Here is a 12,042-nt window from a genome sequence, read left to right as displayed (position 1 = left end):
TCCGCTATCTAGAACACGAAGAAATCGTCATTCTTCAAACCGACCCTCGGAGTCATGCGGGCGAACTGGACCTGGGCAGCAGCCCCATCGCCGTCGGGATCGAAGTAGACCGCTCCCGTCACCCGGTCGTAGATGATGCGGTCGTTGCTGTCGTGGGCTTCCGTTCCCCTGTAGAAGGCCGCGTCCGTGAGAAACCCGCGCGCCAATCCGGTGAAGATCGCATCGTCGAGCCGGATCGTGTCGTTCTTGATCGAGAAGCTCCGGATCCGGTCCACATTCTCCAGGGCGTTCAGGGCGCTGTCGAACGTGAAGACATCGCGTCCCGCGTCCCCCTGCAGCAGATCGTTTCCATAGCCGCCACTGAGGTTGTCGTTCCCTGATCCGCCAATGACCGTATCGTTTCCGAGATTGCCGATGAGCCTGTCGTTGCCCGATTGCCCCTGCAGGTTGTTGGCCGCATCGTCGCCCACGAGGCGATCCGCGAAGCGCGTGCCAATGACGCCTTCGATGCCGGTATAGGTGTCCCCAAGAGCATTGCGGCCGGTGTTGCTGGCGGGAGCAGCGAGGTTGACGATCACCCCTTGAGATCCGGCGTGATACATGTCGTAGCGAACAAAGTCGAAGCCGCCGCGGCCATCGAAGGTATCGGCACCGCGTCCGCCGACTAGGACATTGTTGGCATCATTGCCGATCAGCGTGTCGGCAAAGTCGCTGCCCTGGAGGCCTTCGATCGAAAAGTAGGTATCTCCGGCGGCATGCCCGGTGTTCACGGACGGATCCGCGAGACTGGCGGTCACACCGGTGAGGGCCGCCTTGTAGCGAGCGAAGTCGAAGCCGCGGCCTCCGTTGAGAATGTCTGCACCGGTCACCCCTTCAAGAACGTTGTCCCGAGAGTTGCCTGTGAGGTTGTCGTCGAAGCGTCCGCCTCTGAGGCGTTCGATCGACGAGTATCGGTCTCCCAGGGCTTCTCCCGTATTTCGAGCCGCATTACCCAGGCTCACGGTCACGGCCGTTGTCGCATCCCGGTAATCGGCCCAGTCCTCACCGAACCCGCCGATGAGACGGTCGCGACCTTGTCCGCCGCGGAGAAGGTCATCGCCTGCTCCACCGTTCAGAATGTCGTTCCCCCGTCCACCGACGATGGTGTCGTCTCCTCCCAGGCCCTCAAGGGTGTCGCTCGCCCTCGTTCCTCTTAAGGCATCACCGCGATTGGTTCCCGTGCGTACCGCCACTGTTGTTCTCCTTTGGCAGTCGCCCCCTCCATAATATGATTATTGCCGCGAGCTTAGATGTCTTTGCAAAGCGGGCAACATCTCTTAGTGCCTAAGCATAATGGGCACATGCGATCCTCAGGCATTTACGCCTCATTTTCGGATTGTATTCCTATTTATCTGCTCAGATACTATAGCGCAGCCAGCGAATACGCTTGCTATCGCGCTTCTGGGGTAATTCGGGAGAGCCTGAAGCTTCAGCTCAGGAGCGTCGGTGCAGCACAGCGATGAAGAAGCCGTCGGTGCCGGTCTGCTCCGGCGTCAGCTGGAGCCCATAGGCGGTCCGGCGGGTGGCGTTCTTGAGGAAGCCAAGTGCAGACTTCCCGAGCAGTTCCTCATGGGGGACTGGCGTAAAGCCTTCGTGACGCCCCAGGAAGCCTGAGAGTGCGTCGTCGTTCTCCTCGGGCAGGATCGAGCAGGTGATGTAGACGATACGGCCGCCGGGCTTCACAAGGCCTGCTGCCCGGTCGAGGACCGTCGCCTGCTCCCTGCATCGTATCTCGAGGCTGCCGGGCCGCAGACGCCATTTCGCATCGGGGTTGCGCCGCCAGGTGCCGATCCCTGTGCAGGGCGCATCCACGAGAACACAGTCCATGCGCCCGTCGAGATCGGACACCGCATCGGCCTTGGCTCTGGGCGTGCGCACCTGGACGTTACGGACACCCGCCCGGGTTAGACGCTCATGGATCGGAGCCAACCGGCGCGCATCGTTGTCGGTGGCATAGATCTGGCCGTGATTGTCCATCATGGCAGCCAACGCCAGGGTCTTGCCGCCACCGCCCGCGCAGAGATCCACCACCTGCTCGCCGGGCTTGGCCCCGGAGAGCAAGGCCACGAGCTGCGAGCCTTCATCCTGGATCTCAACCCAGCCCTTCAGAAATTCCGGTTCGGACTGCACGGCGGGACCGCGCCCGTCCTCGCTCGGCATGATGCGCAAGCCAAAAGGCGACAGCGGCGTTTCGACGGCTGCCAAATGCGGCAGGGCATCGTGCGCCTCCTCGCGGGAGGAGACTTTCAGCGTGTTGACCCGCAGGTCCAGCGGCGCCCGGGTGGCAAGCGCCTGCATCTCAGGGATAAGATCCTCGCCCAGAAGGCGCTGGAGCGAAGTCTCGATCCACTCCGGGAAATCGCCGGCCACATAAGCCGGAGCGCCGGAGAGATCGGCCTTTTCCAGCCGCTCGCGCTCGCTGCCTGAGAGCGGCTCCGGCGCAAAGCGATCGCCGGAGCAGAGCGCCGCGATGGCATCGATATTGAGCCCGCGTTGCAGCCGCAGCATGCCGAGCATAACGGACCGGGGCGTGTTCTCGCCCATGATCCAGGCCGCAGACGCCTTCCGGCGCAGGGCGTCGTAGACGAGGCTCGCGATGGCGGCCCGGTCCTTAGACCCGGCGAAGCGGTGCGACAGGCCCCAATCCTTGAGGGCATCGGTTGCCGGGCGGCGCCGGGTCTCGATATCGGCCAGAACCTCGATGGCAGCGGAAATGCGGGCGGCAGGTGTCATTGGAAGAGCACACTTAAGCTTGGCCGTAGATACGACACAAAGTTTCCTATTTTCCGTCGAGATCAGACGTGACTTGAGAGAGTACGTGCATTCCGCACGATTCCTCTTTCGGAGACCACCTCTATGTTGACCCGCCTGTCCCGCGGCATTGTCGCCCTCGGCCTCACTCTCGCGATCGCCGCCTGCGCCACGGCCCCGGCTGCCGACATCCAGCCGCCTCCGATGAAGCAGCTCGATGCCAAGACGCAGCTCGAGAGCGGCCGTCGTTACTAATCATGTGAGTGGGATGGGCGCAACGTCCATCCCGTCCTCGCTTAAACGCCGGCCTCCGCCACAAAGATGCGGACGGCGAAGATGATCCACATAACCGCCAGGATCAGCACCCCGACTGTGAAAGCCATAAAGCGCCGGGAAACCTTGTTCGAGGTGACGTGGATGGCTGCGTGAACCAGGCGGCTCACGACGAACATCCACGACATGACCACGAACAGCAAATCCGCCTTGCGGGTGATCAGCGCCAGGGCTACCAGCACATAGAACATCACCGGCAGCTCGAACTGATTGTGGTACGCGTTCTGGAGCTGCAAAATGCGCTTGGGCCAGACGCGCTCGCCCAGCGCGATGTCCCTCACCTTCAGCTCGCCGGATTTAAGCGTCGCGAGACGCGAGCGGCCCAGCCAGAACAGTAGGATAAGGGTGAGCCCGACCTGGACGAGGACGGGCAGGATGACGGCGGAGATGCTCATGTGGGGACTCGACTGAAGCTTAGCTGCGAGTCGGATAGTTAGGACTTTCCCGCGTGATAGTCACGTCATGAACGTGGCTCTCGCGCAGGCCCGCAGAGGTGATGCGAATGAACTGCGCCTTGTCGCGGAATTCCGTCAGGGTCGCTGCGCCCACATAGCCCATGGAGGCGCGAAGGCCGCCGGTGAGCTGGTGCAGGACGCCCGAGACGTGACCTTTATAAGCTACCTGCCCCTCAATGCCTTCCGGCACGAGCTTGAGGGTGTCGCGCACCTCCGCCTGGAAGTAGCGGTCAGCCGAGCCGCGGGCCATGGCGCCCACCGAGCCCATGCCGCGATAGGACTTGTAGGAGCGGCCCTGGTACAGGAACACCTCACCCGGGGTCTCGTCCGTACCGGCAAGCAGCGAGCCCACCATGGCGCAGGAAGCGCCGGCGGCAAGCGCCTTAGCGAGGTCGCCCGAGAACTTGATGCCACCGTCGGCGATCACCGGAATGTCGGCCTTAGCCGCCGCTTCGACGGCCTCCATGATGGCGGTGAGCTGAGGCACGCCGACGCCAGCCACGATGCGGGTGGTGCAGATGGAGCCCGGCCCGATGCCGACCTTGACCGCGTCAGCGCCGGCATCGATGAGTGCCTGGGCGCCCTCGCGCGTCGCCACGTTGCCGGCGATGACCTGAACGGCGTTGGAGAGCTTCTTCACGCGGGTGACGCTCTCCAGCACCTTCACGGAATGTCCGTGGGCGGTATCGACCACGACCACGTCGCAGCCCGCATCGATGAGGCGCTCGGCGCGCTCGAAGCCCTGCTCGCCCGTGGTGGTGGCGGCCGCCACCAGAAGGCGGCCTTGAGAATCCTTGGCGGCGTTCGGATAGGCCACCTGCTTCTCGATGTCCTTCACGGTGATCAGGCCGATGCAGCGGAAGTGATCGTCGACAACCAGAAGCTTCTCGATGCGAAACTGGTGCAGGAGGTGGCGGGCCTCCTCCTGGCTCACGCCCTCGCGAACCGTGATCAGCCGGTCCTTGGTCATGAGCTCCGAGACCTTCTGGCCCGGATTGCTGGCAAAGCGCACATCACGGTTGGTCAGGATGCCCACGAGCTTGCCCTTGGCGCCCCCGGGTCCGCGCTCGACCACTGGAATGCCCGAGATGCCATGATGCTTCATCATCGACAGGGCATCGGCCAGCGTCTCGTCCGGGTGGATGGTGATGGGGTTCATCACCATGCCCGACTCGTAGCGCTTCACGAGGCGCACCTGCTCGGCCTGAACCTCCGGCTCGAGGTTGCGGTGAATCACGCCCAGGCCGCCGTTCTGCGCCATGGCGATGGCCATGCGGGCTTCCGTCACCGTGTCCATGGCGGAGGCGATGATCGGCATGTTGAGGCGGATTGTCTTGGTCAGCTGGGTGGCAACGTCCACGTCGCTGGGCAGAACTTCGGAGCGGCCAGGCCGGAGCAGCACGTCATCGAAGGTCAGTCCATCGATGATCTTATCGGCGAATACAGAGGCCATGGCCAACTCCTTAGACAGCTGCGCGTATGACGAAATAACGCTTAGGCGGGTTGGCACGGGTCCGTAGCACGGCGTTTCGTTTTCGCAAAGGGTTGAGAGACGCATCCCCAGAAGATCTGCATTGCGCTGTTTAGCCCTTTGCATCGGCGTTACAGAGCGCTAAGTCCGGCGGTCATGCGTCAATCCCGCCTTCTCCCGCTGATCATCGCGACGGCCCTGTTCATGGAGAACATGGATTCGACCGTGATCTCCACGTCGCTGCCGATGATCGCGCAGGATCTGGGAACGGAACCCATCGCCCTCAAGCTGGCGCTGACCTCCTATCTGGTGAGCCTCGCCATCTTCATCCCGATCTCCGGCTGGATGGCCGATAAATACGGGGCCCGGACCATCTTCACCGCCGCCATCGGGGTGTTCATGGCGGGTTCGCTTGCCTGCGCCTGGGCCAATTCCCTCGAAGGCTTCGTGTTCTCTCGCTTCGTCCAGGGTGCGGGCGGAGCCATGATGGTGCCTGTCGGACGTCTCGTGCTCCTGCGCAGCGTCGCCCGCAGCGAGGTGGTGCAGGCGCTCGCGACACTCACGATCCCGGCCCTCATCGGCCCCATCATCGGGCCGCCGCTCGGAGGCTTCATTACGGAATACTTCCATTGGCGCTGGATCTTCTTCATCAACATCCCTATCGGAATTCTTGGCATCGTCTGCGCCTTGATGTTCGTCCCGAACATCAAGGAGGATGACACCCCGCCGCTCGACTTTATCGGCTTTATGCTGACCGGGGTGGGTTTCTCCCTGCTGATGCTCGGTTTCTCAACAAGTGGGCAGCATCTCATCCCGGCCGAGATCTCACTCGGATGCACGGTAATTGGCGCCATCAGCCTGGTTCTCTATGTCTTCCATGCAAGGCGCACCCCCTACCCGGTCCTGCAACTGAGCCTATTGAAGGTGCCGACTTTCGGGGCGAGCGTGCTTGGTGGCTCGCTCTTCCGCATCGGCATCGGGGCGATCCCGTTCCTGCTGCCGCTGATGCTGCAGATCGGCTTCGGCTTGGGCCCGCTGGCCTCGGGTTCGCTCACCTTCATCGGGGCCGTGGGCGCGCTGTTCATGAAGACCATGGCCAAGCGCATCCTCGAGCGAACGGGCTTCCGCCGACTGCTGACCATCAACGCCTTCATCGGAGCCGCTTTTGTTGCGGCCAACGGGTTCTTCACTCCCGAGACGCCGCACTGGATCATCATGATCGTTCTGCTGGTCGGCGGCTGCTTCCGGTCGCTCCAGTTCACCAGCCTCAACGCCATCGGCTATGCGGAAATCTCCAACCGGGAGATGAGCTACGCCACGAGCCTGGGAAGCGCCCTGCAGCAGGTCTCGCTCAGCATCGGCGTGGCATTCGGCGCCTTCGTGCTGGAAATGGCCTCCAGCATGGACGGCACACCGGGGATCACGGCGGCCGACTTCGGACCGGCCTTCTGGGCGGTCGCCGCCATCTCGGCGCTGTCCGGTTTCGTCTTCACTCGCCTCTCGCCGAATGCCGGTGCCGAGATGTCGGGACACAAGATTGTGAAGGACAGACCGCCCTCCACCGGACTCGGAGACGGTATGTCCGGCCGCTAAGCTGCGTAAGCATCCCGGCAAAGACCGGGAGGACCATATGGACCAGCGCATCATCGATCTCTACGACGACTTCACCCATGGCGGCATGAGCCGCCGCTCCTTCCTCGACAAGCTCGCGGCTCTCGCCGGCAGCACGGCCGCGGCAAGCGCCCTTATGCCGATCCTGCAGAACAACTATGCCCACGCCCAGACCGTGCCGGAGACCGACCCTCGCATCACGGCAGAAACCGTGGACATTCCCGGCGCTCAGGGTCTCAAGGGTTATCTGGTCAAGCCGAAGGATGCTCAGGCCAAGCTGCCGACCGTGATCGTCATCCACGAGAATCGGGGCCTGAACCCGCACATCAAGGACGTGACCCGCCGCATGGCCATGGAAGGCTTCATCGCTTTGGGTGTGGACTATCTCTCGCCCATGGGCGGAACGCCCGCCGATGAGGAGAAGGGCCGCGAGATGATCGGCCAGTTGAAGCAGCCGGACGTGATCGCCAATGGCAAGGCCGCTGTGGCCTTCCTGAAGGGTCGCCCGGACGGCAACGGCAAGGTCGGGGCCATCGGCTTCTGCTGGGGCGGCGGCGCGGTGAACAACCTCGCGGTCAACGAACCGAACCTGAATGCGGGCGTGGCCTATTACGGCGGGCAGCCGAAGGCGGAGGACGTGCCGAAGATCAACGCCGCCATGATGATGCATTACGGCGGTCTCGACGAGCGCATCAATGCCGGCATCCCGGCCTATGAGGCGGCCCTGAAGCAGGCCGGCAAGACGTATGAGATCCACGTCTACGAGGGCGCCAACCACGCGTTCAACAACGACACGAACGCGGCGCGTTATGACAAGACGACTGCCGATACGGCGTGGCAACGGACGGTGGCGTTTTTGAAGAAGAACTTGGCATAGGTCACGGTCATCCCGGACGAAGCGCAGCGCAGATCCGGGATCGCGGGACGAGAGTGGCGCTAAAGCCCTCCTCCCCCTTGTGGGGAGGAGTTGGAGGTGGGGGTGTAAGCGCTGAACTGGATCAGCGTGGCGCCAGCACCCCCACCCTTGATCCCTCCCCACAAGGAGGAGGGAAATCGCACCTCATTCTGCACCCGATCGCAGATCTTCGCTGCGCTTCGTCCGGGATGACGTCTAGGATTGAGATCAATCCTCGAACGCCTCCACCTGCACCCGCTTGCCGACCATGAACGCATCGGCCACGAGGCGGAAGGGGGCGTCGTCAACCTCGGAGTGGCCGATGGTCAGCAGGGCGTCGAAGCGCCGGTAGATGCCCTGATATTCCGCAGGGTCCTCCTGCACCATCAGACGACTGCCGATTTCCAGGCGGCTGCCGCCATGGGTGAGCTTGAGTGTCAGACCGGCCTCGGTCTCCACCTCGACATCCCAGGTCTGCGGGCCGGTCTGGCGCCAGTCGAACACCGCCTGGAGATCGCCCTGCCCGTGGCTCATGGAGAAGGTCAGGTTCGCGGCGATCGGCGCGTCGCGGTTGGCCGGGAATTCCAGGCTCGAAGCCTTGATGAAGACCGGCTCCGGCATGATGCGCGTGACGATGGAGAGCGCGTTGATGCCAGGGTCGAAGACCCCGAAGCCGCCCGCCTCCCAGATCCATTGCTGGCCCGGATGCCAGTGGCGGACATCCTCCTTCCAGGTCACCAGGAGGCGCTTGATCGACCAGCCGGCGAGCGCCTTCTTGGCCTCCTCGACGGCCTTGTTGTACTGGGCGTGCCAGGTGGTGAAGACCACCTTGCCCATCTTCACGGCAAGCGCCCTCAGATCCTCGAGTTCGCTCAAAGTAGCGGCCGGGGGCTTTTCCAGCAGCACGCTCTTGCCGGCCAGAAGCGCCTCGCGGGCGATCTGATGCCGGACCTGCGGCGGGGTGCAGATCGAGACCGCATCCAGGTCCGGCAGCTTCAAGAGCTCGCGGTAATCCTGGAAGGTGTATTTCGCATCCTCATGCGAGAGTCCTCGTGTGCTCGACACGGCGAGAAGCTCGAAATCCGGGTTGGCCTTGATCACAGGCAGATGCTGATCCTGCGCGATCTTGCCGAGGCCGATGATGCCGATGCGATGCACTGCCATGATGCGACTCCTTCCATCCAGGGCTTTAACGAAAGCCCGTCTTAGGCGGAAGGTGTCTCGTCCGCCCGTCCCCGGAAACCGGTGGCCATCACATAGAGTTCCGCGGAATCCGCCCGGCTCGCCGCCGGCTTCACGTGGCGCACCACGGCAAAGTCGCGCTTGAGATCGGCCAGAAGCTGGTTTTCGGTGCCGCCCTGGAACACCTTGGCGATGAAGGCGCCGCCGGGCGCCAGGATCTCGCGGGCAAAGTAGATCGCGGCCTCGGCCAAGCCGATGATGCGCAGGTGATCGGTCTTCTTATGGCCCGTGGTGTTGGCCGCCATGTCGGACATGACCACGTCGGCGGGACCGCCCAGCATCTCGACCAGCTTGCCTGGGGCACTCTCGTCCAGGAAGTCGAGTTCGATGAACTCGACGCCCGGCATCGGGTCGATGGGCAGGAGATCGATGCCGACCACCTTGCCCTTGGCGCCCACCACCCTGGCGGCGATCTGGGACCAGCCGCCGGGAGCCGCACCGAGATCGACGATCTTCTGGCCGGGCTTGAGGATTTTGTATTTCTCGTCGATCTCCAGCAGCTTGTAGGCGGCGCGCGAGCGATAGCCCTCGCGCTTGGCGCGGGCGACGTAAGGATCGTTGAGCTGGCGCTCCAGCCACTTCTGCGAAGAGAGGGACCGCTTGTTGGCGGTTTTTACGCGCTGCTTGAGATTGCGGACACCCGAACCGGACCCCGAACTGGACTTGGCACTCACCGTGGGCTGCCCCCTCGCCACACAGAATCCTCTCGCATCATGTTCATCAAAATTCCTTCGCGCAGTCCGCGATCCGCGATGCGCAGGCGCTCCGACGGGAAAGCCCGCCGGATCGCTTCCAATATGGCGCAGCCGGCGAGAACCAGATCGGCCCGCTCCTTGCCGATGCACGGATTCTCCGCCCGCTGACTGAAATCGGAATGCAGCAAACGATCCATCACTGTCGAGATCTCGCCGTTGCGCATCCACATCCCGTCGACCCGGCGCCGGTCATAGCGCGCCAGTCCCAAATGAATGCCGCCCACGGTGGTGACGGTTCCCGAGGTTCCGAGCAGATGGAAGTTTTGGGCGCGCCCCGCCGGGGCCGCCACGAGGGCGAACTCCATGAGAAGCCCGGACACTTCCTCGACCATGCCCTCAAAAATTTTGGGCGTGACGTCGATGCCGCCGTGGCGCTCGGCGAGCGTCACCACGCCGACAGGCAGCGAATCCCACGCGCGGATACGCTTGCAGGGATCGGCGAAGGCATGCGGCGCCCGGCCGTCGAGCCAGGCGATTTCGGTGGAGCCGCCGCCGATGTCGAAAATGATGACGGACTGCGCCTTGGGATCGACGAGGGAAGCGCAACCGGTGACCGCGAGATAGGCCTCCGTCTTGCGGTCGACGATTTCGAGTTCGAGGTCGATCTCCTCGCGGACACGCTCGATGAAGGCGGGGCCGTTCTCGGCGAGTCGGCACGCTTCCGTGGCCACGAGACGCGCGCGCCGCACATCCTTAGCAGCCATCTTCTCCCGGCACACGCGCAGGGCATCGATTGTGCGATCAATGGCACCGTCGCTGAGCCGGTTGCCAAGGCCAAGGCCTTCACCCAGCCGCACGATTCGCGAGAAGGCATCGACGACCCGGAAGCCGAAATGCGCAGGTTCCGCAATGAGAAGGCGGCAATTGTTCGTGCCGAGGTCGAGAGCGGCATAGCTTCTCGACGAGCGCCGCCGCGTCTCTACGCTGGACGCAGGCGCAGGACGGTCAGCAACCCAGGACGCACCGTTTGCAGAACCGTTGAGCGGTTCGGCAACCCGGTCTCCTTCTGCTGTTACGTCCGCTTTGGCGGTCAAAATTCAAATCCCCGCGGCACCCGTTCGAGCGCCTGTTTGACCGAGAGAGTAACCATCGCCCCACCCTCCTGCCAAGGGTGACCCCCGTAGTTTATGGCTTTGCCTCCGAGCACCGGCCCCAAAAGTGGATACCACTTTTGGGATCAAGCCGATGCTCACTCTCTTAAAAAGCGCATCGTTCGATGCGGAAAACCGGAACCACTTTTCCGCACGATGCGCTGGAGGTATCAGATGGACAGGCCGCGAAAACGGTCAGTCAAGCCGCTCAAAACGTCTGCGCTCACATTGGCAATCGCCACCCGCAGGTGCCCCTCCTGACCGGGCCCGAAATAGCTTCCGGGCAGGCACAGAACGCCTCGTTCGGTTGCGAGCTTCTCGGCAACCTGCTGCGCTTTTACGCCGGAAAATGGATGGCGCAGATAGGCGAAATAGGCGCCGACCGAATCGATTGTCCATTCCGGCAATGGGGCGAGCGCGTCCTGAAATACCTGTGCACGGCGGTTGATCTCGGCCCGGTTGTCTTCACGCCAGTCGCGTAAGCCGTCGATGGCCCAGGGCAGCGCCCCTTGAGCGGTGCGCGGAGGGCAGATCTGGATGCAGTCGAGAATCTTGGCGATCTGCTCGATGAGCGCCACGTCAGCCGTGATCGCACCTGTGCGGTGGCCGGGGATCGCATAGGATTTCGAGAAGGAATAGAGCTGGATGACCGTGCTGCGCCAGTCGTCACGAGTGAAGAGCCCATGGGCGCGGTTCATACCCGGCGGCAGGAAATCCCGGTAAGTCTCATCGATCACGAGATAAATTTCGCGCCTGGCGCACAATTGTGCGAAGCTCTCGATCACATGAGCCGGATAGACGGCGCCGGTCGGGTTGTTGGGCGTGACGAGAACAATGGCCCTGACCTTCTCGTCGATCAACGCCTCGGCATCCTCGATGCGCGGCACGAATCCGTTCTCCGCCCGGCACGGCAGCGGGCGCGGCTCGATGCCGAGCATGTCCAGCGTCATCTGGTGATTGAAATACCAGGGCGTCGGCAGCAGCACCGCCTCATTGCGATGGGCCAGCAGCATCATGGCGGCGAAGAACGCCATGTTGCAGCCGGCCGTCACCGCAATGTCCTCCGGCTCGATGCGGCCCTCGTAGATGCGGGACAAATCGGCCGCGTAGGCCGCTTTGAGCGGCGCATCGCCGTTGATCGGGCCGTATTGCGAGCCCGCCGCCGTGCCGGCAATGGCGGCCATTCTCTCCAGGAGTTCCCGATGGGGCGCATTGCCCGGGACCGCCTGGGACAGGTTGATCAGCGGCCCGTACGACCCGTCATAGCGCCCGGTCCAGGCCTGCGCCTCCGGGATCGGAGGGCTGCCGACATCGGCGACGAGAGGATTGATGGGATGGGCAGGACCGCTCGTCATGAGACTGCTCGACTCCGCAGAGTGAGAAAGGGCAGGACGCCCGG

The 12,042-nt window shown here is 63.3% G+C and carries 11 protein-coding genes; 3 read left to right on the top strand and 8 right to left on the bottom strand.

What is annotated here, in order from left to right; translation table 11 throughout:
• Positions 1 to 8: 8 nt before the first annotated feature.
• Complete coding sequence (locus VB618_RS09230) at positions 9 to 1,232, bottom strand: calcium-binding protein (RefSeq protein WP_329796327.1); 1,224 nt, start codon at positions 1,230 to 1,232, stop codon at positions 9 to 11.
• A 241-nt stretch (positions 1,233 to 1,473) separates the two neighbouring features.
• Positions 1,474 to 2,772 carry an RsmB/NOP family class I SAM-dependent RNA methyltransferase gene (locus tag VB618_RS09225; RefSeq protein ID WP_329796326.1) on the bottom strand — a complete coding sequence of 433 codons (1,299 nt, stop codon included), beginning with the start codon at positions 2,770 to 2,772 and terminating at the stop codon, positions 1,474 to 1,476.
• A gap of 123 nt (positions 2,773 to 2,895) precedes the next feature.
• On the opposite strand from VB618_RS09225, the gene VB618_RS09220 reads away from it, so the two are divergent.
• A complete protein-coding gene (locus tag VB618_RS09220; RefSeq protein ID WP_329796325.1) occupies positions 2,896 to 3,045 on the top strand; it encodes a hypothetical protein in 150 nt (49 codons plus the stop codon).
• Between the two features lie 41 nt (positions 3,046 to 3,086).
• Here the strand turns inward: VB618_RS09220 and VB618_RS09215 are convergent, their stop codons facing one another.
• The gene (locus VB618_RS09215) at positions 3,087 to 3,518 is read right to left on the bottom strand and encodes an MAPEG family protein (RefSeq protein ID WP_329796324.1); all 432 of its coding nucleotides are present in this window, start codon (positions 3,516 to 3,518) and stop codon (positions 3,087 to 3,089) included.
• Between the two features lie 19 nt (positions 3,519 to 3,537).
• Positions 3,538 to 5,031, bottom strand: a complete 1,494-nt coding sequence (guaB, locus tag VB618_RS09210; RefSeq protein ID WP_329796323.1) for an IMP dehydrogenase — start codon at positions 5,029 to 5,031, stop codon at positions 3,538 to 3,540.
• Positions 5,032 to 5,205: 174 nt separating this feature from the next.
• On the opposite strand from guaB, the gene VB618_RS09205 reads away from it, so the two are divergent.
• Positions 5,206 to 6,642 (top strand): DHA2 family efflux MFS transporter permease subunit, encoded by a 1,437-nt coding sequence (locus tag VB618_RS09205; RefSeq protein ID WP_329796322.1) that lies wholly within the window; start codon positions 5,206 to 5,208, stop codon positions 6,640 to 6,642.
• Between the two features lie 37 nt (positions 6,643 to 6,679).
• Positions 6,680 to 7,537, top strand: a complete 858-nt coding sequence (locus VB618_RS09200) for a dienelactone hydrolase family protein (protein ID WP_329796321.1) — start codon at positions 6,680 to 6,682, stop codon at positions 7,535 to 7,537.
• 246 nt (positions 7,538 to 7,783) lie between these two features.
• Here the strand turns inward: VB618_RS09200 and VB618_RS09195 are convergent, their stop codons facing one another.
• The 4 genes from VB618_RS09195 to VB618_RS09180 all read right to left on the bottom strand — a co-directional run bounded on the left by VB618_RS09195 (position 7,784) and on the right by VB618_RS09180 (position 11,998).
• Positions 7,784 to 8,719, bottom strand: coding sequence for a Gfo/Idh/MocA family protein (locus VB618_RS09195; protein WP_329796320.1), 936 nt, complete (start codon positions 8,717 to 8,719; stop codon positions 7,784 to 7,786).
• Positions 8,720 to 8,760: 41 nt separating this feature from the next.
• The gene (locus VB618_RS09190) at positions 8,761 to 9,471 is read right to left on the bottom strand and encodes an RlmE family RNA methyltransferase (protein ID WP_329796319.1); all 711 of its coding nucleotides are present in this window, start codon (positions 9,469 to 9,471) and stop codon (positions 8,761 to 8,763) included.
• Positions 9,468 to 10,586 (bottom strand): Ppx/GppA phosphatase family protein, encoded by a 1,119-nt coding sequence (locus VB618_RS09185; RefSeq protein WP_442931724.1) that lies wholly within the window; start codon positions 10,584 to 10,586, stop codon positions 9,468 to 9,470. Before VB618_RS09185 ends, VB618_RS09190 begins: the two co-directional genes overlap by 4 nt.
• A gap of 227 nt (positions 10,587 to 10,813) precedes the next feature.
• Positions 10,814 to 11,998, bottom strand: a complete 1,185-nt coding sequence (locus tag VB618_RS09180; protein ID WP_329796318.1) for an aminotransferase — start codon at positions 11,996 to 11,998, stop codon at positions 10,814 to 10,816.
• Positions 11,999 to 12,042: the final 44 nt, after the last annotated feature.

Origin of the sequence: Microvirga sp. CF3062, assembly GCF_036314045.1 — a bacterium.
Lineage (GTDB): Bacteria > Pseudomonadota > Alphaproteobacteria > Rhizobiales > Beijerinckiaceae > Microvirga.
The sequence above is the reverse complement of the archived record's forward strand: the minus strand, read 5'-3'. Positions and strand labels throughout refer to the sequence as shown.